Genomic DNA, 25,132 nt, shown 5'->3' with positions numbered 1-25,132 from the left:
CGGACCTACAGGATCGAACCGGGCGTGTAGGCCGCGGCCTCCGGACGAGCCGAGGTGATCTCCTCGATCCGCGCCACCACCGCCGCCACCTGGTCGGCGGCGGCGCCGGTGAAGGTGATCCGGTCGGCCAGCAGCGCGTCCAGGGCGGCGCGGTCCAGCGGGAAGCGCTCGTCGGCGGCCAACCGGTCCAGCAGCTGATTGGCCGCGCCCTCCTGGCGCATGGCCAGCGCCGAGCCCACCGCGTGCTCCTTGATGAGCTCGTGCGCGGTCTCGCGGCCCACCCCGGTGCGCACCGCGGCCATCAGCATCTTGGTGGTGGCCAGGAACGGCAGGTAACGGTCCAGTTCGGCGGAGATCACGGCGGGGAAGGCGCCGAACTCGTCCAGCACCGTCAGCATGGTCTCCACCAGGCCGTCGAACGCGAAGAACGCGTCCGGCAGCGCCACCCGGCGCACCACCGAGCACGACACGTCGCCCTCGTTCCACTGGTCGCCCGCCAGCTCCCCGGCCATGGAGGCGTACCCGCGCAGGATCACGGTGAGGCCGTTGACCCGCTCGCACGAGCGCGTGTTCATCTTGTGCGGCATCGCGGACGAGCCCACCTGGCCCTCGGCGAAGCCCTCGGTGACCAGTTCGTGCCCGGCCATCAGGCGGATCGTCTTGGCCAGCGAGGACGGCCCGGCCGCCAGCTGCACCAGAGCGGTCAGCACCTCGAAGTCCAGCGAACGCGGGTACACCTGGCCCACGCTGGTGAACCGGTGCTCGAAGCCCAGGTGCGACGCGACCTCGTCCTCCAGGGCGTCCAGCGCCGCGCGGTCGCCGCCGAGCAGGTCCACCATGTCCTGGGCGGTGCCGACCGGGCCCTTGATCCCGCGCAGCGGATACCGGGCGACCAGCTCGTCCAGGCGACCCAGGGCCACGAGCACCTCGTCGGCGATCGACGCGAACCGCTTGCCCAGGGTCGTGGCCTGCGCGGCCACGTTGTGGGAACGGCCCGCCATGACCGTCTCGCCGTACTCGGCCGACAGTCGGCCGAGCCTGGCCAGCAGAGCCACCGCGCGGTCGCGCACCAGCAGCAGGCTGTCGCGGATCTGGAGCTGTTCGACGTTCTCGGTGAGGTCGCGCGAGGTCATGCCCTTGTGCACGTGCTCGTGCCCGGCGAGGGCGTTGAACTCCTCGATCCGGGCCTTCACGTCGTGCCGGGTCACCCGCTCGCGCGCGGCGATGGAGGCCAGGTCGACCTGTTCGAGGACCTTCTCGTAGTCCTCCACCACACCGGCCGCGACGTCCACGCCCAGACGCGCCTGGGCACGCAGCACGGCCAGCCACAGCCGCCTCTCGGCGACCACCTTGTACTCAGGGGACCACAGCCGGGTCAGCTCCGCGGACGCGTAGCGGGCGGCCAGGACATCGGGGATCACAGGTTTCGCGCTCACGTCGTGCCACCCTATCGCCCGTGCCGGGCCGGACGCGCTTCGGTCCAGCCCCAGTTCACCGGTAGTGCCGTCCCTACCCCCCACTGGCGGGTCCGGCGGATGTCGCCGTCCGGCGCCGCGTCCTAGCGTGGAACACATGACCACCCCGAACGCTCGGCGACGACGGCCGAAGACCCTGCGCCAGGCGCTCGCCCACCCCCGGTTCCTCCTGTCGGCCTGGGCGTGGCGGTCCCTGGCCCACACCCTGACGACCCTGGTGGTCGGGGGACTGCTCCTCTTCGTGGCCCTTCCCGTGTACGCGCCCTGGGCCGTGTTCGTGTCCCGGCTCGGCCACGACCGGGACGCCGGGCACCTGGCCTTCTGGTTCCTGTTCGGGCTGCTCATGGTGCTCTGCTTCGCCCCGCTCGTGGCCATCCCCCTGGGCGCCCTGGAGCGCAAGCGCCTCCACCTGGTGATGCCGGGTGAGAACCGCAGCGGCCACCGGACCCCGCCGCCGGGTCTGTGGGGCTGGGTGCGCACCCGCTACTCCGAGGCCGCCACCTGGCGTGAGGTGGCCTACGCCGCCGTCATGTTCCCGGTCCTCGGCCTGTCCCTGATGGTGTCGTTCACCCTGACGTCCCTCACCATCCTGCTGACGCTGGCCCCGTTCATCCTCCTCGACGGGAACGAGGCCCCCATCTCCCTGGGCTGGACCTCCCTCACCACCCCGGGCGAGGCCCTGCCGTACACGCTGGCCGCGCCGGTCACCGCGGTCCTGCTCTTCTACGCGTGCGGGCTGATGTCCCTCGGCCACGCCGTGATCGCCCGCGCACTGCTGGTCGGGCCGCCCAAGGAGGTCCTGCGTGCCGAACTCGACCAGGTCACCGAGTCGCGCGCCCGACTCGTCAACGCCTTCGAGTACGAGCGGCGCCGGATCGAACGCGACCTCCACGACGGCGCCCAGCAGAGGCTCGTGGCACTCAGCATGGACCTGGGCATGGCCCGGGTGGACCTGGACGAGGGCTCCCCGGCCGACCAGCGGGTGGCGGCGGCCCAGGCCAAGGTCGACGAACTCATCGACGAGCTCCGCGAACTGGTGCGCGGCATCCACCCGCGCGTGCTGACCGACCGGGGCCTGCGCGACGCCCTCCAGGAGCTGGCCGACCACTGCCCGGTGCCGGTCGCGGTGGAGACGGCCGTCCCCCACCGGCTGCCCCCGCACGTGGAGGGCACCGCCTACTTCGTGGTCGCGGAGGCGCTCACCAACGTCTACAAGCACGCCCGCGCCGACTCCGTCACCGTGCGCGCCCGCCTGGTCCCGGGGCCGACCGGGACCGCCGCGACGCACACCCTTCCCGAAACGGTGCCGGACGAGGGCACGGGCGTCCTCACCGTCGAGGTCACCGACGACGGGGTCGGGGGCGCCGACGCCCGGCGCGGCACCGGCCTCACCGGTCTCGGTGACCGGGTCGCGGTGATGGGCGGGACAATGGGACTGACGAGCCCCGCAGGCGGGCCGACCCGAATCCGAGTGGAGCTGCCGTGCGGACCGATTCCCGCGAACCCGACCCCGTGACCCCCGTTCCGACCGTGTTGGCGGAGGACGGTGTGCTGCTGCGGGAGGGACTGGTGGGCGTCCTGGAGCGCTTCGGCTTCCCGGTGGTCGCCGCCGTCGAGGACGGCGACGCCCTCGTCGAGGCGGTCACCGAACACCGGCCCCGCCTGGTCGTCACCGACATCCGCATGCCCCCGGACTTCACCGACGAGGGGCTGCGGGCCGCGGTGCGACTGCGTCAGCGCCACCCCGGGCTGGCCGTGGTGGCGCTCAGCCAGTACGTGGAACTCAGCTACGCCACCGACCTGCTCGACTCCGGTGACGGAAAGGGCGTGGGCTACCTGCTCAAACAGAGGGTGGGCGACGTGCGCGAGTTCGCCTCGGTGCTGCGCAGGGTCGTCGAGGGCGCCACCTTCGTCGACCCGGAGGTCGTACGGCAGCTGCTGCGCCGTAGCTCCGACCCGCTCGAACGGCTCACCGCGAGGGAGCGGCAGGTGCTGGAACTCATGGCCGAGGGCCACTCCAACGGCGCCATCGCGCGCAGGCTGGTGGTCAGCGACGCGGCCGTGGGCAAGCACGTGGGCAACATCCTGGCCAAGCTCGACCTACCGCCCGACCACGACGTGCACCGCCGTGTCCAGGCGGTGCTCGCCTACCTCCGGGCCCAGAGCTCCTGACCCGGGCGGGGTGGCCCTCAACCGTCCATCGAACGGTCCACGACCACCACGGTCTCGTCGCCCACGACCCAGGCGTCGTGGCCGGGTGGTACGTACGCCACCTGGCCCGCCACCAGCTCGCGTTCGGAGCCGTCCCGGGTACGGAACCCCATGGTCCCCTGGAGGAGCGTGAGCGCGTGGGTGGCCATGCACAGGTCGGTCCCGGCGTCCGGGCGCATGTGCCGGCTCCACTGCCACCCCGGTTCCAGGGTCATGCGGGTGATGAGCTGGCCGCCCAGGTGCACGGACGAGGACCGGCCGTGGTCGAACTCCACCAGTTCCCCGGAGGTGTCGAAGTCACCGATCCGCACGGCGCCGGGCGGCTCCTCGTCCCAGGCCTGCACCATGGACTGGCGCACGATCCGGCCGTCCTCCAGGTCCAGTAGGGACATGCTCCGCACGGTGAGACCGTCCGGGTAGGTGCAGCGCTCCGTGTAGGCGGCGCGGTCGCCGTCGGTGAAGTACTCCAGGACCTCGTGTTCCAGGTCCATCGAGTACACCTGCCGGAGCTGGTCCTCGATCGAGGAGCGCCCGTGCAGCACCGTGGGCGAGCTGGGCGGGGTGCGCCGGTCCACGGTCTCCATGTCCGCGTCCTCCGCGAACTGGCGGATCAGCAGGGCGGTGTCGCCGTCCTCGACGGCCCGCCGGAACACCTCGATGTCGAATTCGTTGCCGTTGGTGTTGGCTGACATGATGCGGACCCCTTTCTGGGAGCGACGGGGCACGCGGACCTTTGTCGGGTGCCCTACCTCCACCCTGCTCCCCGACCGGTCTCCGATTCGACCAATCCCGGGTCAGGCCCGGGTTTGCCCGGCCCGGCGGGGACTCGACCGCCCCGACCACGCGCGTTAGCGTGGAAGTGAGGAGGCCTCACCCACGGGACGACCGGAGGTGACATGGTCAAACGCAGGAAGATCCGGTACACGGTCGTCATGGGGCTGTGTCTGCTGCTCTTCGCCGGGGCCACCCCCGTCTACTACCTGTTCGGTGTCGGGTGGGCGGTGGCGATGTGTGCCGTCGCGATGGTCCTGCCGCCCGTCGCGGTCACCCTGGGCAGTATCTCCGACCCCGACGACCCGCGCGACCACGACAACAGGTACGGGCCCAACGCCGAGTAGGCGCCGGGCCCGCACCCGGAGTCAGCGCTCCAGCACGCGACGCAGGGCGCTCAGGACCAGCTCCGCGCGGTCCAGGCGGGCGTTGTGGCCCATGAGGCCGATCCGCCACACCGTCGCCGCGTGGGGGCCCACCCCGGCGCCGATCTCCAGCCCGTAGTCGCGCAGCAGGCGTTCACGCACCTTGCCGGAGTCCACGCCGTCGGGCACGCGCACGGAGGTGAGCTGCGCCAACCGGTGGCCCTCGGCGGCGAAGAGTTCCAGCCCCATCTCCTGGAGGCCCTCGCGCAGGCGCGCGCCCGCGGCCTCGTGACGGGCGGCGACGGCGTCCACGCCCTCCTCCTCGATCCGGGCCAGGGCCGCGTCCAGGGACGCGACCATCGCGGTCGGAGCGGTGTGGTGGTAGGCGCGCCCGCCCGGGCCGCCGCGCACGTAGGCGCCGAGCAGACCGAGGTCGACGTACCACACCGGCGGGGACTGCACCCGGCGTTCCCACGCCCGTTCGGAGAAGGTGAACGGAGCCAGCCCCGGAGCCACGCCCAGGCACTTCTGGGTACCGGAGTAGGCGATGTCCACCAGCCACTCGTCGAGGGCCATCGGCATGCCGCCGAGCGAGGTGACGCAGTCGGCCAGCAGCAGGGTGTCGTCGGAGCGCTCGCGCAGGGCCCGGCCCAGCGCGCCGACGTCGCTGACCACCCCGGTGGAGGTCTCGGCGTGCACGACCGCCACGAGCTTCGGGGCGGGGTGGGCGTCCAGGACGCGCTGGACGTCGACGGGCCGACCCCACTCGTGGTCCACTCGCACCACCTCGGCGCCGTAGCGCCCGGCGACCTCGCACATGCGCTCGCCGAACAGGCCGTTGACCGCCACGACCACCACGTCGCCCGGGCGCACGGAGTTGGCGAAGGCGGTCTCCATGCCCAGGGAACCGGTGCCGGAGAGCGGCAGTGTGAGCGGGTTCTCGGTGCCCCAGAGGGAACGCAGCCGCGCGCAGGCGCGTTCCAGCAGGGTGATGAACTCGGGGTCCAGGTGCCCGAGGAGCGGGGCGGCCAGGCCCAGGGTGGCCTCCGGGTAGGGGTTGCTCGGTCCGGGGCCCAGTAGGGTGCGTTCGCTGACTGACATGGTCGAACACTAGCCGGGACGGGACGGCCGGGCCCCCACGGGGTGATCCGGGATCGCGTGCCCGGGGTCCGAACCGAACAGGGAGGGAGAGGGTGACGGCGCACGACCGCGGGGACCGTGCCGCGCCGCCCGAGACACCATGACCGAGACCGACGCCGCGGCCGCCGCCGCGACCAGGGGAGCACTTGCCGACGGCGTACGCCTGCTGCGCGTGGCCCACGACGACCCCAGGATCGGGGGTCTGCTCGACGGGCTCCTGGAGGAGTACACCGAGCGCTACGGGGCCGAGGGCGCCGCCAACGAGCTCAGCCGCTACCCGGTCACCGAGTTCGTCGCCCCCGGGGGAGGTCTCGTCCTGGCCGAACTCGACGGCGAGGTCGTGGCCGGGGGAGCGTTGCGCCCCTACCGGCGGGACCGCGCCGACACCGTCGAGTTCAAGCGCGTGTGGACCAGCGCCCGACACCGTCGGCGCGGGCTGGGGCGGCGGATCATGAGCGCGCTGGAGGAGGCCGCCCGCGACCTCGGGTACTCCCGGGTGATGCTCTTCACCGGCCCCTCCCAGCCCGAGGCGGTCGCCCTGTACGAACGGATCGGCTACCGCCGGGTCGACCCCGCGACCGTCGACGACCTGCCCTACCCGAAGGCCATCCCCTTCGCCCGCGACCTGGTTCCCGCCACCGGGTGACCGCCCGGTGCGCACGGGCGCGCACGCTGGCCCGGACGTTATGGGCAGCGCTATGACCGGCACGCGGACAGGGGTACGAACGCCTTTGTACGATGAGAGGGGCGACCGCCACCAGCGGTCACCACGCCCCGCACCCTTTCGACGAACTCGACGAGGAGAGTCACAACGTGAGCGAGCAGCAGCGTCCCGAGGCCGAGGCCGAAGCCCCCGTGTTCAGGCCGCGCAAGAACGGCCAGGCGCAGTCGGTCTCCGACGAGCTCGCGGCGTGGATGACCACCGGCTGGGCCGACACCGAGCTGCGCGACCTGGAGCCCGTCGAGCAGGCCGGGCACACCGCCCGCCGCCGTGACGTGCTCAGCGCGGCCTTCCCCGGGGACCGCCTGGTCGTTCCCTCAGGTCAGCTCCTGACCCGCTCCAACGACACCGAGTACCCCTTCCGCGCCGCCACCGACTACGCCTACCTCACCGGTGACACCACCGACGGCAACTGCCTGGTGCTCACCCCGAGGGCCGACGGCGGTCACGACGCCGTCCTGTACCTCAAGCCGCGTTCCAACCGCGACAACGGCGAGTTCTGGCTCGGCGGCTACGGCGAGCTGTGGACCGGGCGCCGCAACAGCCTGGGAGAGGCCGCCGAGCTGCTGGGCCTGCCCACCGCCGACGTGCGCACCCTGCCGGGCGTGCTCGGCTCCGACACCTCGGCGACCACCCGCGTCGTTCGGGGCCACGACGCCGAGATCGACGCCCTGGTGGACGGTCTGCGCGCCGACGCCGACGACGAGGCCCGCGCCAAGTCCGTCCAGCTGGACCAGGACCTCGGGGTGGCGCTGGCCGACCACCGCCTGGTCAAGGACGAGTGGGAGATCGCCCAGCTCCAGCTGGCCGTCGACGCCACCGTACGCGGCTTCGGCGACGTCGCCAAGGCGCTGCCCCAGGCCAGGGACACCTCCGAGCGCTACGTGGAGGGCACCTTCTTCCTCCGTGCCCGGGTCGAGGGCAACGACGTCGGTTACGGCACCATCGCCGCCTCCGGCGCCAACGCCACCACCCTGCACTGGACCCGTAACGACGGTCCGGTCCGCGAGGGCGACCTGCTGCTCCTGGACGCCGGGGTGGAGACCACCACCCTCTACACCGCCGACGTCACCCGCACCATGCCCGTCTCGGGCACCTTCACCGAGCTCCAGCGCAAGGTCTACGACCTGGTGTACGAGGCGCAGGAGGCCGGTATCGCCGCGGTCGCCCCCGGTCGGCCCTTCACCGCCTTCCACGAGGCCTCCCAGCGCGTGCTGGCCGAGGGTCTGGTGGAGTGGGGCCTGCTGGAGGGCCCGGTCGACCGCGTACTGGAGCTGGGCCTCCAGCGCCGGTACACGCTGCACGGCACCGGCCACATGCTCGGCATGGACGTGCACGACTGCGCGGTCTCCCGGCAGGAGATCCACCTGTACGGCGAACTGAAGCCGGGCATGGTGCTCACCGTGGAGCCGGGCCTGTACTTCCAGCCCGACGACCTGACCGTGCCGGAGGAGCTGCGCGGTATCGGCGTGCGCATCGAGGACGACGTCCTGGTCACCGAGGAGGGCCGCACCGTGATGTCGGCCGGACTGCCGAGGTCCTCCGCCGACGTCGAGGCCTGGCTGGCCGAGCGCCTGCCGCGCTGACCCGGTCGCTCGCGGAGCCCGGACCGGAGCGCGGGCCGTCTTCCCCCCCCCCCCGGGGAAGGCGGCCCGTCGCCGTGTCCGGGGATTCGGACACGGGTCGACCGATACCGGGTGGAGCGCCGACGCGTTTCGGCTGTCCGTAGCTCGGCCCGACGTGCGGGCGGGAGTGGGGCATGACCGCCCTGTCCGGATATTCACCGGGCCGGGTGTGGAACCATCGGTGCTGTTCCACTGACGGCCTTCCCGATCCGGGAGCGGTCCGATCTGGCACCCGCTACGGTTTTTGTGGCGGGCGGATACGTAAGACAGAACTGGGGGAGGTTCACGCGTGCGCGCGGAACGGCTGTGGCGCAGGGGGCTGAGGTTTCCCCGCCTGTTCCTGGCGGAGCGGACGGTCCTCGTTCACGGCGACGTCGACCCCAACCCCGATCCCCGGAAGTCGCGGTACGAGGCCCGGGCCTTCGACACGCGCTCCCTGAGGCCCCTGGGCACCGCCTTCGAGGCGCAGGGGCCGGTCAACCTGGCGCGGGCCCCCGAGGGGCAGGGGTGGCCCGGCACGGTCCTGGTCCAGGCCTCCCGGCGCTCGGTGACCGTGCGCGACCCCAGCACCGGAACACCGCTGCTGGAGACCGACCTCGCCGAGCCGGGCGAGCTGTGGCCCGACGACGTGGCCCTGCGGGTCCTGGACAAGGAGGCGGTGGTCCTCCTCTTCGGAGAGGACGGCGACGGCGCCACCCGCTGGTGGGCGGTGGACCCCTTCACCGGTGCGACCGTCCCCGACCTGGCGGACTCCCGCCCCGGCCACGAGGCCAGGGGCGAGCGTATGTCCTTCGCCGGTGACTTCCTCGTCGCCCCGGGGCAGGACCCGGGGTTCGACCCGGTCATCCTCGCCGACTACGAGCACCCGCGCGAGCGCGTGTACCGGCTGGAGGACGGCGAGTACCTCGGCGAGGTGGAGAGCCACGCCGACTCCGAGACCGTGGCGGCCCGGGTGGGGGGCCGCTCTCTACTGGCGGTCGCGGGGCGCGTCCACTCCCTGCCCGACCTGGAGTTGGTGGCGGAGCTGGGCGGCCCGCGCACCCTGGTGTCGCTGGTCGAGTGGGAGGGCGAGGCGGTGGCCGTCTACCAGGAGGAGGACGCCCGCCCCGGCGGCCTCGGCTCCTGGTACCTGGACCGGCTCCGGGTGCGCTACCTGGACCGCCCGGGCCAGCCCGTGGTGGAGGTGCCCGGGACGTGGCCGGGGGAGCTGGAGGACCTGGTCGCCGCCCCCGACCACGTGGTGGTCCTGGCCACCACCGAGGGCGTGTACGCCCTGCACGTGAGCGTCTAGGGCGGCTCGGTCCAGGAGGCGGGCCCGCCCGGCACCGGGGTCCCGGCGGTCGCGGTCACCGCGACCGCCACGGTCCACGACACGGCGGACCAGGTGGCCGCGACGTCACTCCCGCGTCGCGGGGTCCGGCCCCGGTCGGGACGGGTCCGGGGGCGCGGCGTCGACCCCGGCCAGGTAGTCGCGGGAGGCCGTGTAGGCCCGGTCGATCCGCCGGGGTACGGAGTCCAGCCGCCGGAACGCCATCGGCCGGTCGTCCCCCGCCAGCGAACCGCCGCTGGGCAGCACGTGCAGCCGGACCTGTTCGGGCAGCGTCGCCAGGTCCCGGGCGAAGCGGTGGCGACGGGCGATCTCGAACGCCACACGTGCCGTCTCCACCGGGTTGGCGGGCACCGAGAGCGGCTCCTCCACCCGGCCGACCTGCAACACGTACACCGTGCGCGCGCCCGCGCGTACCGCCGCCTCGATCGGGATCGAGTTGACGATCCCGCCGTCCAGGAAGTGCTCGTCGCCGATCCGTTGGGGCGGAAGCAGGCCGGGGACGGCGGAGGAGGCGAGCACGGCGTCGATCAGCGGCCCCTCCGAGAACCAGTGCTCGGCGGCGCGTTCGATACTGGCCGCCACCACCCGCAGCGGGACCGCCAGGTCCTCGAAGACCGGATCGGGGCCCAGAACGTCCACCAGCAGGCGGCGTAGCGGTTCCGGGGAGATCAGGTGGGTGCGGGTCGTCACGATGCGGTGCAGCTGGCGGCCCACCGCCTCACCGAACACCGAGTCGGCCTCCGGGGAGGTCCAGGTCCGGACGAGCCGTTCCACCGCCGCCATGGAGGGGTCCAGGGCCAGCACCGCGCCGTTGATCGCCCCGATGGAGGTCCCCACCACGAGGTCCGGGGTGATGCCCTCCTCCAACAGGGCGCGGACCATACCGACCTCGACGGCGCCGCGTACGCCTCCACCGCCCAGGACGAAGGCCACCGGTCCGGGGCCTCCCGCCGTGGGCGCGGGGCCCGTTGGGTCCGCCGGGTCCTCGGTGGCGCGGGCGGGCGGGGCGGTACGGGGCGTGCGGGGAGTGTCTGTCACGCGGACAGTCTAGGAAGGCCGGACCTCAGTCCCGCACGGCGCGCAGGACCTCGAAGTCGACCCCGGCGCGGGGCAGCCGCCTGATGAGCGCACCGCCCATGGCGACGGCGGTGGTGACCTGCCCGGAGGTCGGCGGCAGGTCGTCCTCCCACAGGCACAGCGCCGATTCCGCGAGCATGCCCGAGGTCGCCCCGTAGCCGGGTTCGCCGCCCGAGACCAGTGTGTGTACGCGCCGCCCGCCCCCGGCCCCCGTGAAGTGCACGGTGAACCACCCGTTGGCGAGCTGTTCCTCGGTCGGACCCGCACCGGCCGGGACGAGGTTCCGGAGCCGTGACCGCAGCGCCGGCACCTGGGCGGCGGCCACCACCCCGGCGGCTCCGCCGACCGCGCCCAGCGCGCCGCCCAGACGACGGAAGGCCGCGTAGTGGCCGTAGGAGAAGTCGGGCCCGTAGCGCTCCAGGGCCGCCGCGGACCTGACCACCACGCGCGGGTCCAGGGTCGGGAGCGGCACCGCCCACCCCCGGGCCAGCCGGGTGCGCGGTCGGACGCGGTGGTCGACACGGACCCTGCGGCCCCGGAGAGGGGGCTCGACGAGGCGCCGCTCGCGGGCGGCGCGCCGCATCCCGGAGGTGTCGGCGAAGGCGCCCACGGCGGAACGCAGGGTCCCGCCCGAGACGCCGCCCCTGGCCCGGACGAACCCCTCCACGCTCAGGGGGACCCCCTCGGGCAGCCGTTCGACGGTGAACAGCACCCCCAGGTCGTGGGGGACGGAGTCGAACCCGCAGGCGTGCACCAGCCGCGCGCCGGTCCGCACGGCGGTGGCGTGGTGCCGCGCGTAGACGAGGTCGACGAACGCGGGCTCGCCGCACAGGTCGACGTAGTCGGTGCCCTCGGCCGCGCAGGCCGCCACCAGCGGCTCACCGTACGCGCCGTAGGGGCCCACCGTGGTGACGACCACCCGGGTCGAGGCAGCCAGGGCGCGCAGGGAGCCGGGGTCCTCGGCGTCGGCCAGCAGCAGTTCCGGTACGGGCCGGTCGGGGTCGATCTCGGCCAGCTCCGCCCGTACCGCCTCCAGACGGTCCCGGTCCCGGCCCGCCAGCGCCCAGCGCAGGCCGCGCGGGGCGCTGGTCGCCAGGTACTCGGCGGTCAGCGCGCCGGTGTACCCGGTCGCGCCGAACAGGACGATGTCGTGACCGCGTTCCACGGTGTTCCAGCCTCTCGGATCTGTGTCGTGCGCCGAGCACAGTCTCGCACGCCCGGCCGCGCCGGTTTGGGGAGCCGGTCGCGCGGGGTAGGGCGCTCCGGGAACGGCATCCGAATCCGGGGGAGACACCATGGCCGACCTGGTCGACCTGCACGGCACCGCGATGGCGGAGTTCGACCGCCGGGTGGCGGAGGTGGCGCTCGCCGACTGGGCCCGGCCCACGCCCTGCGCGGACTGGGACGTCCACGACCTCGTCAACCACCTGACCTCGGAACAGCTGTGGGTGCCGCCCCTGCTGGACGGGGCGACCCTCGAAGAGGTGGGCGACCGTTTCGACGGCGACATCCTGGGCGAGGAACCGGCCGCCACCTGGTCGGTGGCCTCCCGCGAGGCACGCACCGCCTGGCTGGCGCCCTCCGCCACCGAACGGACCGTCCACCTGTCCTTCGGGGACGTTCCGGGCCGCGTGTACCTGTGGCAGATGACCTTCGACCTGGGAGTGCACGCCTGGGACCTGGCGCGGGGGATCGGCGCGGACGAGCGGCTCGACCCCGGCCTGGTCGCCGAGCTCTTGGCCTGGGCCGAGGAGAACACGGCGGTGCTCTCGGGCAGTTCGCTGTTCGCCGAGCGGGTCCCCGTCGGCGACGGCGCCGACGCCCAGACCCGCCTGCTCGCCCTCACCGGGCGAAAGCCCTGGCCTTAGTCCGGCAGCGGGCCCGGCTACGACGCCAGCGCCCGACCCAGCACGCGGGCCCCCTCGGGGAAGGCTCCGGGCCGCGGGCCCGCGAAGTTGAGCCGAAGGTGCGGTCCGGTGGGCTCCGCCGGGAACCACTCGCCGCCCGGAGCGACCAGGACCCCCGCCTCCTCGCACTCGCGGACCACACGGGGCAGGTCGGTGGCGTCCGGCAGCCGTAGCCACAGGTTGAGCCCGCCCTGGGGGACCGCCGCGAGGTAGGCGGTGGGCGCGTGTACGCGGAGCGCGTCGACCAGGAGGTCGCGGCGGGCCGCCAACTGCTGGCGCAATCCCCGAAGGTGGGTGCCCCAGGCGGGCTGGGTGACGACGTCCAGCGCCGCCTCCTGAAGCACGCCGCTGACGTACATGGACTCGGCCCGCACGTCGGCGAGGACGCGTTCCCGGGCCGGGCCTCGGACGACCATCCCGGCCACCCGCACGGCCGGGGACACGCTCTTGGTGAGCGAGCGCAGGTACACCACGTGACCCGCGTCGTCCCGCGCGGCCAGCGGGCTCGGCTCCGCGTCGATCCCGAGGTCGTGCGCCCAGTCGTCCTCCACCAGGAACGCGCCGTGGCGGCGCACGGTCTCCAGTACCCGCTCACCGAGGTCGGCGGACCAGCGGGCCCCGGTGGGGTTGGCGAAGTTGGGCTGGGCGTACAGCACCCGCGCCCCGGTCCGCTCGAAGGCGCGGTCCAGTTCGTCCGGGTCGGGGCCGTCGGCCCCGCTGGGAACCGGCACCATCTCCACACCCGCCCGCGCGGCCGCGCGAGTGGCGCCCCAGTAGGTGGGTGACTCGATCAGCAGCGGCCCCGCGGTACCGACCAGGGAACGGAAGACCGCGCCCAGGCCGCCCTGGCTCCCCGGGAGGACGAGCACGTCCGCGGAGGTGGGGGGCGTGACCCCCACCGGAGTGTGGGCGGCGAGCCCCTGGGCGAACCAGGCTTGGAGATCCGGCAGACCGGCGGCCGGAGGACGGCTCACGGTCGCCTCGCTCCGAGCGGCGCGTGTGAGGGCGGCGCGTACCAGGCGCTCAGGGAGCAGGTCCCGGTCCGGGTATCCCGAGTGGAGCGCTATCGCGTCGTTGGGCGGGGTGCGCAACGCCGTGTCCGGGCCGGGGGAGCGGTGCCGTGGGGCGCCGAGCGCGGCGGTCTGCCAGCCGTAGTCGTGAGGGCGGGCGACCCGGACCGCGCGTACGAACGTGCCCACTCCGGGACGGCTCTCCACCGCACCCTGGGCCACCAGAGCGCGCAGGGCCTTTTGCACGGTGACCGGGCTGGCGGCGTACTCGGCCACCAGGGACCGGGTCGAGGGGAGGCGGGCTCCGGGGGCAGCCTGGGAGATCCACGCGCGCAACCCCTCGACGATACGCGCACTGCTATCGTTGTTCATGAGTAATCATAGTAGCGCTACTCGAAAACTTCCCCCGGTGCTATCTTCGCGTTCCGGGCTCTGGTGGGGTCTGCTCGGGGTCGCCGCCTTCTCCCTGACCGTCCCGTTCACGCGCGTCGCCGTGGCCGAGGGGGCGATGTCGCCCCTGTTCGTGGGCTCCTTCCGCGCCGTGGTCGCCGCGCTGCTGGCCGCCGCGGCGCTCCTCCTCACCCGTCAGCGCCCGCCCAGCGGGCGCCAGTGGTGGCGTCTGGCCCTCGTGGCCGGGGGAGTGGTGGCCGGGTTCCCGATCCTGACCTCGTTCGCCCTGACGACGGCCTCGGCCAGTCACGGGGCGGTGGTGATCGCCCTGCTCCCCGCGGCGACGGCGGTGGCGGCGGTGGCGCGCGGCCGCGAGCGGCCCCCCGCGGTGTTCTGGGCCACCGCCGCGGTGGGCACGGTCACGGCGGTCGGCTTCGCCGCGTTCCAGGGCGGGGGGACGGGCGGCGGCCCCGCCTGGGCCGACCTGCTGTTGTTCGGCGCCGTCATCGCGGCCGCGATCGGCTACACGGAGGGCGGACTCCTCGCCCGTGAGCTCGGCGCGTGGCAGACCGTCTCCTGGGCCCTGGTGCTGGCCGCGCCGCTCATGGCCCTGTTGAGCGGGGTCGCCGCGGTCCAGCAGCCGCCGAGCGGGTCGCCCGGGCAGTGGGGGGCGCTCGCCTACCTCGCGGTGGTCAGCATGTACCTGGGCTTCTTCGCCTGGTACCGGGGCCTGGCGATCGGCCCGATGACCCGGGTCAGCCAGATCCAGCTCACCCAGCCGGTGATGACCCTGAGCTGGGCGGTCCTGCTGCTCGGCGAACGTCTGACCTGGCCCGCGCTCCTCGGAGGGGGTGCGGTGGTCCTGTGCGCCGCCGTCGCCGTCCGCTCCAGGGCCGGGCGGACGACGACGGCGCGCGTGGCCCCGGCACCGGGGCCGATCCCTAACTAGCGCTCACGCGCTCCGGGACGTCCTGGGCGGCCTCGGAGCCCTCGGTCCGGGCACCGTCGGCGCCGGCTCCGTCAGCGGGCTCGGGGGCCGCGACGACGCCCTGCTCCACCGCCATCTCCCTGACCAGGCGCGGCGCGCTCCACAGGGTGGGCAGCAGCACCAGCCCCACCGGCACGGCCGTCACGACGATGAACGACTGGAGGGCCTGCACCCCGTTGTCGCCCACGGTGAGCAGCACGATGGCGGCGGCGCCCATGCCCACGCACCAGAACGCCCTCACCCACGGGAAGGGCTCGCCCGTCCTCATGCTCGCGGACGAGATCGAGTACGACATGGCGTCCAGGGTGGCCGCGAAGAAGATCAGGGTCACGGCGATCATGACCAGTGCCAGCAGGGCGCTCATCGGCAGGGCCTGGACGATGGCCAGCGCGGCGGCGGGCAGGCCGTGCTCCTCGTAGGGCCCGGAGATGGCCCCGGGAGTGCGCTGCTCCAGCCACAGCCCGCTGCCGCCCAGCGCGGTGAACCACACGGAGGTGACCACGGCGGGCAGTACGGTCGCGCCCAGGAAGATCTGCCGGACCGTGCGGCCCTTGGAGATGCGGGCGATGAAGATCGCCATGATCGGGCCGTAGCCGATGAACCAGCCGAAGAAGAAGACCGTCCAGTAGCCGAGCCACCCGGTGTCGCCGCGGTACAGCGTCATCGGCACGAACTCGCGCACGTGCACCGCGCTGGCCTGGAGGAACAGGTCGACGACGAAGGGCAGCGAGGACAACCCGACCACGCACACGATGAGCACGAGCGCGGCCCACACGTTGATCCGGCTGAGCAGCTGGATGCCCCGGTCGAGGCCGCTGAGCACCGAGACGGTCGCCACGGCGGTCAGACCCACGATGATCGCCACCTGGGTGCCGAAACCGGAGCCGAAGCCGAACATCTCACCGCCGATGTAGGACATCTGGAGGCCGAGGAAGCCGATGGGGCCGACCGTTCCCGCGACCACCGCCACCACACAGCTGATGTCGGCGACGGTGCCGACCCAGTGTGTGCGGACCCGGTCGCCCAGGACCGGCCACAGGAGCGTGCGCGGTCGCAGGGGCATGCCCTTCTCCACGCCGCGCATCATCACCAGCGTGGCCAGGGAACCGCCGATCGCCCAGGCCGGGAACCCCCAGTGGACGAAGGTCTGCGCGAGGGCGACCGAGGCGCCCTCCATGCCACCGGCCATGTGGGCGTACTGCGGCGGCGGGTCGACGTAGTGGGCGAGGGGTTCGGCGGCGGCCCAGAAGACGCCGCCCGCCGCGAGCAGGGTGGTCAGGACCATGGCCACCCACCGGAACCAGGTGAATCCGGGGGCGTCGGTCCCGCCCATGCGCACGCGTCCGTACCGGGAGAGGGCGAGCACGGTGGCGACGGCCATGGTGGCCAGGAGCAGCACCTGCCAGTAGGCGCCGAACCAGCGCGCCGACCACGCGAAGGCGGCGTCGACGGCGGTGTTCACCCCTGACGGGGACACCAGCGCCGCAAGGACGAACGCGATCAGCAGGCCGCCGGAGACACCGACCACCCAGAGATCGGGTCGGCGGCCGGTTTCGGGCACGCGTGGGCTCGCGGTGGAAGACATGGAGAAGAGGTTGCCCCTCGATCGGAAGCGCCCGCCGGAGGCCCCGGCGGGCCGGCCGAGTCTACGTGCGTTCGTCCTGATCCGAGTGGGTGTGCGGGGGTGCGTCCCACCACGCGGGTGTGTGGCCGCGGCCGCGTCGCCGGGTCGGGTCTGGCCGCGTCACCCGCCGAGGAGGGCCACCGAGTCGCGCTCCACGAGGTGGACCGGCAGCCGTACGCACCGCCCGGGACCGTCCCCGGGCGCGGTCAGCAGGCGCATGGCGTGGTCGCCCAGGAGCTCGCGGTCCAGGCCCACGGTGGTCAGACCCGGGTCGAGCAGCCCCGAGGTGGCGAGGTCGTCGTGCCCGACCACGCTCACGTCCCGACCGACCCGCATCGACAGGGAGCGGGCCGCGGCGTACACGGCGGTGCCCAGGTAGTCGGAGTTGACCACGAACGCCTCGTGTCCGGCCGACCCGCCCCCTCCGGCGGGAGCGATCCGCCCGGCGACCATCCGGGCGACGCTGTCGTGGTCGAGCGGGCAGCGCACCACGGTCCCCGTCAGTCCCCACGCGGCGCAGAGCCGGACGAACTCCTCCTCGCGGCCCCAGTCGGCGGCCAACCCCTCGGGGGCCATGACGAGGGTCGCGCGACGGTGCCCCCGCGCGCGCAGGTGTTCCAGGGCCAGGGCCACGGCGGCCCCGTCGTCCGGCCCGACGGTGGAGAGCCGCTCGGCGCCGGGCACCGCCGGTTCCGGGGTGCGGTTGAACGCCACCACGGGGACGTCCGGGTGCCGGGGGAGCCAGTCGGTGAGCGGTCCCCTGCGCCCGATCGGGCTGATCGCGACTCCGCCCACCCCCTCGGTGGCGAGCCTGCGCAGCGCGGCCGACTCTCGTTCGACGTCGTAGTCGGAGCTGAGGATCAGCAGGAAGGCGCCCTCGCGGTGCGCCCGTACCTCCATGCCGCGCAGGACGTCGAGGAAGAAGGGGTTGCGCATGTTGCGGATGACGACCCCGTAGGCGGAGCGCTGCCCGGTGCGCAGGGCCCGCGCCCGCCCGTCGACCTGGTAGTCGAGGTCGGCGGCGGCGCGGCGGACCCGTTCCACGGTCGCCGGGGCCACCCGTCCCTGACCGTTCAGGGCGAAGCTGGCCTGGGCCACGGAGACCCCGGCCAGGGCGGCGACGTCGCGCAGGGTCACGCGCTTGCGTGAGGAGGGCATGGGAGGTCCTTCCGAAAGGAGGTGTGCGGTCATGATGCCTGTGGGGCGGTGGAGACGCCACGCGCGTCGAGAGGTACGCGCGGCGGTGTCGAGGGGGAGCACGGGCCGCGAACCGGGGCTGGCACGGGGCGGGCGCACCGAGGTGCGCAGGTGACGCAGGTGACGCGGTTGGCCGAGGGTTCCCAGGGTGTTGGCCTCGCGGACACCGATCACGACAGTGCAGGTCACCCCTATGGTAAATCGTTTCATCACGAAGTACCCTCAACCCACCCCTCGGCCCGGCGTCCGGGCCGTCCGACCACCCTTCGGAGCCCCCATGTCCCACCGACGCACGGCGATCACCGGCGCCGTCGTGACCCTCTCCGTCCTGGCCCTGACCTCGTGCGGCAACGTCGACGCCCCCGGAGGCGCGGCCTCGGGCGGCGGCGACATCGTCATCACCTACAACTCGCCCTCCGAGTGGGGCAACTACGGCGAGGTGCTGAGCGCGTTCACGGAGGAGACGGGCATCAACGCCCCGAACGACCCGAAGAACTCGGGCCAGGCCCTGGCCGCGCTCCAGGCCGAGAAGGGCTCCCCGGTCGCCGACGTGGCCTACACCGGCATCGCTTTCGGAGAGCAGCTGGTGGAGGCCGGTGTCCTCCAGGCGTACGTGCCCGAGGGCGCCGACCAGGTCCCCGAGGAACTCCGCGACCCCGACGGCGCCTGGACCAGCGTCCACACCGGCACCATCGCCCTCATCGTCAACGAGGACCACCTCGACGGCGCCCCCGTACCGCGGAACTGGGAGGACCTGCTCGACCCCGCCTACGAGGGCAAGGTCGGCTACCTCGACCCCACCCAGGCCGCCGTCGGCTACTCCGCCGCCACCGCCGTCAACGTCGCCCTCGGAGGCGACCTCGACGACTGGGGACCGGGCCTGGACTACCTCAGCCGACTCAAGGACAACGGGGCCTCCACCTCCGCGCAGACCGCCACCGCCAAGGTCGCCCAGGGCGAGATCCCGATCCTGATCGACACCGACTTCAACGGCTACAAGCTCCGCGACGAGGGCGCCAACGTCTCCGTGGTCATCCCCGAGGAGGGCTCGCTCCAGATCCCCTACATCGTGGGCCTGGTCGAGGGCGCGCCCAACGAGGACAACGGCAAGGAGCTCCTCGACTTCTACTTCTCCGAGCGGGGCCAGGGCCTGTTCGCCGCCGGGTACATGCGCCCGGTGATCGGAGAGATGCCCGAGGAGCTCGCCGACAAGGTCCTGCCGCCGCAGGAGTACGAGCGCGCCACCACGATCGACTACGTCGAACAGGGCGCGCGCCAGCAGGAGTTCATCGAGCTCTACCAGGACGAGGTCGGCTTCTAGTGCGCTCCAGCGCCACCGCCGGGGGCGCCGCCCCCGGCACACGAGGGGGCGCCGCCCCCGGCACACGAGGGGGCGCCGCCCCCGGCACACGAGGACGCGCGGCGGCCGCGCCCGCCTGGATCGCCGCGCTCCCCGCCCTGATCGTCATCGGCCTGTTCAGCGCCTACCCCGTCGTGGTGATGGTCGCCAACTCCCTCGGCCTGGGGCAGCCCCCGGCCGACGGCGGGCCCACCCTGGAGCACTACGTCCGGGCCTTCGGCTCGGCGGCCGTCCGCGACGCGCTCGCCAACTCCCTCTACATCGCCCTCGGATCGGTGCTGATCACGCTCTGCGTCGCCGTGCCGGTGGTGCTGCGCCAGGCCGACGACGACCGGGCGGGCAGGGGCGGAGCCCTCACGGACGCCCTGCTGACCCTGCCCATCGCGCTGCCCGGCATCATCATCGGGTTCTTCGCGATCGTCCTGACCGGACGCACGGGTCTGCTCGGGCTGGCGTGGGACGGCTTCGCGGGACTGGCCTACACCTTCCCCGGCCTGCTCATCGCCTACCTCTACTTCTCCCTGCCCCGGGTGCTGGGGCCGCTGCGCGGCGCCGCCGCCACCCTGGACCCGTCCCTGGCCGAGAGCGCCCGCACGCTGGGCGCCTCCCGACCCCGCGTGTTCTGCACCGTCACCCTGCCCCTGTTGCTGCCCGCCGCCATCGAGACCAGCGGTACCGCGATCGCGGTCGCCCTCGGCGGGTACGGCACGGTCGCGACCCTGTCCGAGGGGGTGCGGCTGCTGCCGCTCAACGTCGCCAACGAACTCACCACCGGCTACCGGCTCGCCGCCTCGTCCACCCTCGCGGTCATCCTGGCCGTGACGGCGGTGCTGGCCCTGGTCCTGGGCCGCGTGCTGGCCCGCGTCGTCCGTCGGGCGGTGTCCTCATGACCCGGCTTGTCGCCCGGCTGACCTGCGCCTTCGTGGTCATTCCCCTGGTGGCCACCCTGGTCGCCGCCACCAGCGTCGACTTCTCCCAAGGCCCGTGGGGCGGCGGTCCCACCCTGGACTGGTTCGCCTACGCGTGGCCGCCCCTGGCTCCGGTGATCGGCCGCAGCCTGGGCGTGGCCGCCTTCGTGGTCGTGTTGAACCTGGCGATCGGGGGGCCGTTGGCCTGGTGGGTGGCCCGCCACCCCTCATGGCTGACCCGTCTCACCGGCTACCTGGTGAACGTGCCGCTGGCGGTGCCCGGCATCGCGCTCAGCGTCGCCCTCGTGGGCACCTACCCGATGTTGCGCCCCAGCGGGCTACTGCTGGTCCTGGGCCACCTCGTCTTCACCCTGCCCTTCACCCTGGCGGCGCTGGTGCCCGCCCTGGCCGACGACGAGCTGCGCACCAACGAGAGCGTCGCCCGCAGCCTGGGCGCCGGTTCCGTGCGCGTCCTGCGGACGATCACCGTCCCCGCCTGCCTGGTCGCCGTCACCCAGGCCGTCACGATGGTGTTCGCGCTCTCGTTCGGCGAGTTCAACATCAGTTTCTTCATCAACCCGCCCGCCACGCCCACCGCGCCCTTCGCCCTCTTCGACTCCTACTCCACCCAGCGCCTCGAACTCGCTTCGGCGCAGTCGATGATCTTCGTCGCCTTCGTCGCACCGGTGCTGACCGCCATCGTCCTGGCCCGGCGCCGGGCCCCGAGGAGGACCCCGTGACCACCCACGCCACCGCGTCACCGACCCCGAGCGGCGAGGCCCCCGCCGTCGCCCGCGCGGCCGGGCTGACCGTGGACGGCCTGACCGTCCGCTACGGCTCCACCACCGCCGTGGAACACGTGTCCCTGGACGTGGCCCCGGCCGAGACCGTCGCCGTCATCGGCCCCTCCGGCTGCGGCAAGAGCACCACGCTGCGCGCCGTCGCCGGTCTGGTCCCCGTCTCCGAGGGGGCGATCGGCCTGGCCGGACGCGACGTCACCGCCCTCGGACCGGCCCGGCGCAACATCGGCCTGGTCCCCCAGAACTACGCCGTCTTCCCGCACATGAGCGTGGCCGCCAACATCGGCTACGGCCTGCGCGCCCGGGGGACGGCCGGAGTCCGCCGCGAGGCGCTCGTGCGGGACATGCTGGAACTGACCCACCTGTCCGACCTGTCCGACCGCCGCCCCGACCAGCTCTCCGGCGGCCAGCGCCAGCGGGTCGCCCTGGCCCGGGCGCTGGCGATCCAGCCGGACGCCCTCCTCCTGGACGAACCCCTGGCCGCGTTGGACCCGCAGCTGCGCGGCGGGCTGCGCCGCGAACTGGCCACGATGCTGGCCGCGACCGAGTGCGCCACCCTCATCGTCACCCACGACCAGCGCGAGGCACTGTCCCTGGGGTCGCGCATCGCCCTGCTGCGCGACGGGCGGCTGGTGCAGTTCGACACGCCCCAACGCCTCTGGGACGACCCGGCCGACGCCTTCGTCGCGGACTTCCTGGCCGGGGCGGTCCTGCTGGACGCCGATCTCGACGACGGGCACGCCGTCACCCTGGACGGGAGCTGGCGCCTGCCGGTCCGCGACCTGGAGGTGCGCCCCACCGAACACGGGGCCGTGCGCCTGTTGCTGCGGCACGACAGCCTCACCGTCACCGACGACTCCGACGCCTCGGCGCTGGTCGCGGAGGTGACCCACTCCGAGTTCACCGGCGACGGCGTGCACCTGACCGTCCGCGCGGGCGGCCACCACCTGGGGGTGCGGGTCCCCCCGGACGCGCGGATCGGGCGTTCTGTGGCGCTCGCCGCCGCCCCGGGAAGGGCCACCCTGCTGCGCCCCTGACCCGCACACGACGCACACCCGCCCCCGCCCGCCGACCACGGCCACGGCCACGAGAGGAACACGCATGCTGGAACTGGAGATCCTCGGATCGAACGCCACCGCGCCCACCAAGGAGGGGCCCGCCTCCTGCTACCTGCTGCACACCGAGACCGGAGTGGTCCTGGTGGACGCCGGTCCCGGGTCACTGCTCGCCTACTGCTCCCGGTACGGGCTCGACCGCCTGCGCGGCATCGTGGTGACCCACATGCACGCCGACCACAGCCTCGACCTCATGGCCTGGGCCTACCGCTGGACCTTCCCGCGGGTGCTGCCGCGCGTACCCCTCTTCCTTCCCGAGGGCGAGACCGAGCGGGTGGCCGCCTTCGACGCGGTCTTCGGCATCCCCACCCTGCCGACCATGCACCAGCCCATCGCGCAGTCCTTCGAGATCACCCCGATGCCCAGGGACGGCCGGACCGCGCACGAGGTGGACGGGGTCTCCTTCCGGTCGTTCCCGGCACACCACAGCGTGCCCTCGGCGGCGCTGCGCTTCGAGTCGCCCGACGGCCGCAGCGTCGCGTTCTCGTCCGACACCGGGTACTGCGCCCCGGTCGCGGAGGCTGCGCGCGCGGCCGACCTGTTCGTGTGCGAGGCCACCTACCTGGAGGCCGACGAACAGGCCCTGCACGGACACGGCCACCTCACCGCGCGGATGGCGGGGCTGCTGGCCACCGAGGCCGACGCCCGACACCTCGTGCTGACGCACTTCGCCGACCCGGCCGACTGGGAGGAGGGCCGCCGCCACGCGCAGGAGGCCTTCGCGGGGAAGGTGAGCGTCGCCGTACCCGGCAGCCGCTTCTGACGGCGGCCCCGGTCCCGTCCCCGCGCCCCGGCCACGAACCGCGCCCTCCGTGGTCGCGGTGCCGGGGCACGGGGGCCGCGGGGGCCGGGTGGACTATCCTCGCCCTGGACGCCGTCCCCGCAGCCCGGGGCCCCAGCCGCGGCGCGCCGCACCGGGAGGGAACCATGACCGACCAGACCTCCGTCGCCCGTGAGGAGCTCCGCCGCGTCCAGACCCCGGCCGGGCCCGTCGTCGGCACTGTCCGCGGCGACGTCGTCCGCGCCCTCGGCATCCCCTACGCGCACGCGGAACGGTTCGCCCCGCCCAGGCCCGCCCCCGCGTTCACCGCACCCTTCCAGGCCACCAGCCCCGCACCCGCCTCACCCCAGCTGACCTCCCGCGTCGTCTCCACGGCCGTCGACGGCGTCTCGGTCGGACGCCACGACGAGCACTGCCAGCGGCTCTCGGTCACCTTCCCCGCCGACCTGGCCGACGACGAGCGCCTGCCCGTCATGGTGTGGATTCACGGCGGCTCCTACGTGACCGGCGCCGGGGACATGGAGATCTTCGACCCCACCCGGCTGGTCACCGAACAGCGGATCGTCGTCGTCGCCCTCACCTACCGGCTCGGGGTGCTGGGCTACCTGCGCCTCGGTGACACCGCACCCGCCAACCTCGGCCTCCTCGACCAGGTCCAGGCGCTGCGCTGGGTGCGCGCCAACATCGCGGCCTTCGGCGGCGACCCCGACCTCGTCACCCTCTTCGGCCAGTCCGCCGGCGGCGACGCCGTCGCCCACCTCATGATCAGCCAAGGCGCCGAGGGCCTCTTCCGCCGCGCGGTGGTGCAGAGCGCGCCGCTCGGCATCATCACCGGGCGCTCCCGGATGTCGGAGGCCATGGCGCGGGCCGTCGGCGCCCCCGACCCCGACGCCACCGCGGCCGAACTGGTCGCCCTCGAAGAACGGGCGGGCGCGGCGGCCAAGGGGTTCGGACTGGCCAGCGCCATGCCGTTCGGCACCCAGTACGGGCACGCGCCCCTGCCCCCCGAGTCCCTGCGGCTGCGCGCCTGGCGCGCGGCGGCCCCCGGCGTCGACCTGCTCATCGGCGCCACCAGCGAGGAGACCGGGCTCTTCGCCGAGTTCCTGCCGCCGATCCGGCGCCTGGCCGCCCTGCCCGTGGTCGGCGGAGCCCTGCGGCGCCTTCTCGTGTGGGCCACCACCCACCGCATCTACACCGGACCGACCAAGCGGTTCGCCCGCCACCACCGAAGGTCCGGCGGCCGGGCCACCCGCTACACCGTCACCTGGCGTCCGGAGGGCAGCCCCTACGGCGCGGCCCACATCGTGGACGTCCCCCTGCTGCTCGGTACCAGGGAGGCCTGGGAGGGCACCAGGCTCGTCGGGCGAACCGACTGGGCCGAACTCGACCGGCGCGGCCGGGCCGTGCGGCGCCTGTGGGCCGACTTCGCGCGCACCGGCACCGTCTCCGCCGACAACGCCGAAGCCGCCGCCGACAGCCTCACCGTCCACCGTTCCTGACCCACCGCCCCGGCCCGTCGGCGTCCGGTGGCGCGGTGGGCTTCAGCGGTACCCGTACTGCCGGGCCGGGACCCGGTTGCGGCCGATCAGGAACCACAGGATCGCGCCGACCAGCGGAGCGAGGAACACGAGGACGATCCACACGAACTTCATGGCGAGGTCCAGCCCGGAGAACAGGATGCTGAACACGGCGGCGACGATGAGCACGACCGCCACCAGCCCCGCCAACAGGGCGCCGATCATCAGGGCCAGGGCGATCCCGGTCTCCGGGGTCATCGACTCGAACAGCGACAGCAGGGACATCTCGGTTCTCCTCAGGGTCAGGCGGGGCCCGGCCGCCCCCGTCTCGGTGCGGGACCGGGCCCCTTGGCTACGCACTCCACGCTAGGCCCGCCCACCCCCGTGGGGCCTCCCTCCGGGGGACGTTCCCGCGCGTCGCCTTGGACGGTGCCCGACCCCGCCCGGCCGACGCTTTCGTGGCGGCGCGCACCGACTTTCGTCGGGGGTCCTCCGCCCCCGGGTCCGATCACCGAGAGGGGCGAGTCGTCACCGAACGGTGGTCGGCCGTTGGTCGGCGCCTGTGCCCGCGTTCGGCGGCGTCGAGGAGGGTGGCAGCCGGTCGGCCCCCGCCGCGGCGGCCCTCGCCTCCGGCGGCGACACCCCCGTCTACCGGGGCGGCGTCGAGGTCGTGCGCACCCCCGTCGACACCCTGGAGTTCGAGGTCGTGGGCCGCGACTGACCGACCTACGCCTCCTCCGGTGTCCTCCTGGCCGTGCTGGCGGTGTGCTCCGCGGTGTCGGTCGCGGTCGCGCTCCTTCTGCGGGCCCGGTACAGCGCG

The 25,132-nt window shown here is 73.6% G+C and carries 24 protein-coding genes; 15 read left to right on the top strand and 9 right to left on the bottom strand.

All coding sequences use genetic code 11. The features are described from left to right. Positions 1 to 5: 5 nt before the first annotated feature. The gene (purB, locus tag ABZ635_RS12010) at positions 6 to 1,436 is read right to left on the bottom strand and encodes an adenylosuccinate lyase (protein WP_357762908.1); all 1,431 of its coding nucleotides are present in this window, start codon (positions 1,434 to 1,436) and stop codon (positions 6 to 8) included. Between the two features lie 136 nt (positions 1,437 to 1,572). Between purB and ABZ635_RS12005 the strand changes: the two genes are divergently transcribed. Beyond that, positions 1,573 to 2,991: a sensor domain-containing protein gene (locus ABZ635_RS12005; protein ID WP_357762905.1), complete on the top strand. Its 1,419-nt coding sequence runs from the start codon at positions 1,573 to 1,575 to the stop codon at positions 2,989 to 2,991. Continuing rightward, entirely contained in the window at positions 2,958 to 3,647 is a 690-nt protein-coding gene (locus ABZ635_RS12000; protein ID WP_357762902.1) for a response regulator transcription factor, read from the top strand. Before ABZ635_RS12005 ends, ABZ635_RS12000 begins: the two co-directional genes overlap by 34 nt. A 17-nt stretch (positions 3,648 to 3,664) precedes the next feature. Here ABZ635_RS12000 and ABZ635_RS11995 read toward each other — a convergent pair whose 3' ends face one another. Beyond that, entirely contained in the window at positions 3,665 to 4,378 is a 714-nt protein-coding gene (locus ABZ635_RS11995; protein WP_357762900.1) for a nuclear transport factor 2 family protein, read from the bottom strand. Between the two features lie 204 nt (positions 4,379 to 4,582). On the opposite strand from ABZ635_RS11995, the gene ABZ635_RS11990 reads away from it, so the two are divergent. Beyond that, a complete protein-coding gene (locus ABZ635_RS11990; protein WP_357762897.1) occupies positions 4,583 to 4,804 on the top strand; it encodes a DUF3099 domain-containing protein in 222 nt (73 codons plus the stop codon). A 21-nt stretch (positions 4,805 to 4,825) separates the two neighbouring features. Here the strand turns inward: ABZ635_RS11990 and ABZ635_RS11985 are convergent, their stop codons facing one another. Continuing rightward, positions 4,826 to 5,923, bottom strand: coding sequence for an alanine--glyoxylate aminotransferase family protein (locus tag ABZ635_RS11985; RefSeq protein ID WP_357762894.1), 1,098 nt, complete (start codon positions 5,921 to 5,923; stop codon positions 4,826 to 4,828). Between the two features lie 139 nt (positions 5,924 to 6,062). On the opposite strand from ABZ635_RS11985, the gene ABZ635_RS11980 reads away from it, so the two are divergent. The 3 genes from ABZ635_RS11980 (at position 6,063) to ABZ635_RS11970 (ending at position 9,599) form a co-directional block, all read left to right on the top strand. Beyond that, positions 6,063 to 6,608, top strand: coding sequence for a GNAT family N-acetyltransferase (locus tag ABZ635_RS11980; RefSeq protein ID WP_357762892.1), 546 nt, complete (start codon positions 6,063 to 6,065; stop codon positions 6,606 to 6,608). Between the two features lie 167 nt (positions 6,609 to 6,775). Next, positions 6,776 to 8,269 carry an aminopeptidase P family protein gene (locus tag ABZ635_RS11975; protein ID WP_357762889.1) on the top strand — a complete coding sequence of 498 codons (1,494 nt, stop codon included), beginning with the start codon at positions 6,776 to 6,778 and terminating at the stop codon, positions 8,267 to 8,269. 328 nt (positions 8,270 to 8,597) lie between these two features. Beyond that, positions 8,598 to 9,599, top strand: a complete 1,002-nt coding sequence (locus ABZ635_RS11970; protein WP_357762886.1) for a hypothetical protein — start codon at positions 8,598 to 8,600, stop codon at positions 9,597 to 9,599. Between the two features lie 105 nt (positions 9,600 to 9,704). Here the strand turns inward: ABZ635_RS11970 and ABZ635_RS11965 are convergent, their stop codons facing one another. Together ABZ635_RS11965 and ABZ635_RS11960 are read right to left on the bottom strand one after the other, a co-directional pair. Next, on the bottom strand, positions 9,705 to 10,676 hold the full coding sequence (locus tag ABZ635_RS11965; protein WP_357762884.1) for a patatin-like phospholipase family protein: 972 nt from the start codon (positions 10,674 to 10,676) through the stop codon (positions 9,705 to 9,707). A gap of 25 nt (positions 10,677 to 10,701) precedes the next feature. Continuing rightward, a complete protein-coding gene (locus ABZ635_RS11960) occupies positions 10,702 to 11,880 on the bottom strand; it encodes a saccharopine dehydrogenase NADP-binding domain-containing protein (RefSeq protein WP_357762881.1) in 1,179 nt (392 codons plus the stop codon). Between the two features lie 130 nt (positions 11,881 to 12,010). On the opposite strand from ABZ635_RS11960, the gene ABZ635_RS11955 reads away from it, so the two are divergent. Next, entirely contained in the window at positions 12,011 to 12,583 is a 573-nt protein-coding gene (locus ABZ635_RS11955) for a TIGR03086 family metal-binding protein (protein WP_357762878.1), read from the top strand. Positions 12,584 to 12,600: 17 nt separating this feature from the next. On the opposite strand, the gene ABZ635_RS11950 is transcribed toward ABZ635_RS11955, so the two are convergent. Beyond that, entirely contained in the window at positions 12,601 to 14,004 is a 1,404-nt protein-coding gene (locus ABZ635_RS11950) for a PLP-dependent aminotransferase family protein (protein ID WP_357762875.1), read from the bottom strand. Positions 14,005 to 14,041: 37 nt separating this feature from the next. On the opposite strand from ABZ635_RS11950, the gene ABZ635_RS11945 reads away from it, so the two are divergent. Continuing rightward, entirely contained in the window at positions 14,042 to 14,971 is a 930-nt protein-coding gene (locus ABZ635_RS11945; protein ID WP_357762872.1) for a DMT family transporter, read from the top strand. Here the strand turns inward: ABZ635_RS11945 and ABZ635_RS11940 are convergent. Both ABZ635_RS11940 and ABZ635_RS11935 read right to left on the bottom strand, forming a co-directional pair. Then, positions 14,964 to 16,595 carry a BCCT family transporter gene (locus ABZ635_RS11940; RefSeq protein ID WP_357762869.1) on the bottom strand — a complete coding sequence of 544 codons (1,632 nt, stop codon included), beginning with the start codon at positions 16,593 to 16,595 and terminating at the stop codon, positions 14,964 to 14,966. The two genes, ABZ635_RS11945 and ABZ635_RS11940, sit on opposite strands and share 8 nt — an antisense overlap. 159 nt (positions 16,596 to 16,754) lie before the next feature. After that, entirely contained in the window at positions 16,755 to 17,792 is a 1,038-nt protein-coding gene (locus ABZ635_RS11935; protein WP_357762866.1) for a LacI family DNA-binding transcriptional regulator, read from the bottom strand. Between the two features lie 316 nt (positions 17,793 to 18,108). Here ABZ635_RS11935 and ABZ635_RS11930 point away from each other — a divergent pair, with 316 nt between their 5' ends. The 6 genes from ABZ635_RS11930 to ABZ635_RS11905 all read left to right on the top strand — a co-directional run bounded on the left by ABZ635_RS11930 (position 18,109) and on the right by ABZ635_RS11905 (position 24,294). After that, positions 18,109 to 19,152, top strand: coding sequence for an extracellular solute-binding protein (locus tag ABZ635_RS11930; RefSeq protein WP_357762863.1), 1,044 nt, complete (start codon positions 18,109 to 18,111; stop codon positions 19,150 to 19,152). 119 nt (positions 19,153 to 19,271) lie between these two features. Then, entirely contained in the window at positions 19,272 to 20,081 is an 810-nt protein-coding gene (locus tag ABZ635_RS11925; RefSeq protein WP_357763142.1) for an ABC transporter permease subunit, read from the top strand. Beyond that, positions 20,078 to 20,839, top strand: coding sequence for an ABC transporter permease (locus tag ABZ635_RS11920; protein WP_357762860.1), 762 nt, complete (start codon positions 20,078 to 20,080; stop codon positions 20,837 to 20,839). Before ABZ635_RS11925 ends, ABZ635_RS11920 begins: the two co-directional genes overlap by 4 nt. Beyond that, entirely contained in the window at positions 20,836 to 21,936 is a 1,101-nt protein-coding gene (locus tag ABZ635_RS11915) for an ABC transporter ATP-binding protein (protein ID WP_357762857.1), read from the top strand. The genes ABZ635_RS11920 and ABZ635_RS11915 overlap by 4 nt, the downstream gene beginning before the upstream one ends. Positions 21,937 to 22,000: 64 nt before the next feature. Continuing rightward, on the top strand, positions 22,001 to 22,777 hold the full coding sequence (locus ABZ635_RS11910) for an MBL fold metallo-hydrolase (protein WP_357762855.1): 777 nt from the start codon (positions 22,001 to 22,003) through the stop codon (positions 22,775 to 22,777). A gap of 164 nt (positions 22,778 to 22,941) precedes the next feature. Further along, a complete protein-coding gene (locus tag ABZ635_RS11905; protein WP_357762852.1) occupies positions 22,942 to 24,294 on the top strand; it encodes a carboxylesterase family protein in 1,353 nt (450 codons plus the stop codon). A gap of 42 nt (positions 24,295 to 24,336) precedes the next feature. On the opposite strand, the gene ABZ635_RS11900 is transcribed toward ABZ635_RS11905, so the two are convergent. After that, positions 24,337 to 24,597, bottom strand: coding sequence for a PLD nuclease N-terminal domain-containing protein (locus ABZ635_RS11900; protein ID WP_357762849.1), 261 nt, complete (start codon positions 24,595 to 24,597; stop codon positions 24,337 to 24,339). Between the two features lie 277 nt (positions 24,598 to 24,874). Between ABZ635_RS11900 and ABZ635_RS11895 the strand changes: the two genes are divergently transcribed. After that, a complete protein-coding gene (locus ABZ635_RS11895) occupies positions 24,875 to 25,033 on the top strand; it encodes a hypothetical protein (RefSeq protein WP_357762846.1) in 159 nt (52 codons plus the stop codon). Positions 25,034 to 25,132 lie beyond the last annotated feature (99 nt).

Origin of the sequence: Nocardiopsis sp. NPDC007018 (assembly GCF_040635075.1) — a bacterium.
GTDB lineage: Bacteria > Actinomycetota > Actinomycetes > Streptosporangiales > Streptosporangiaceae > Nocardiopsis.
The sequence above is the reverse complement of the archived record's forward strand: the minus strand, read 5'-3'. Positions and strand labels throughout refer to the sequence as shown.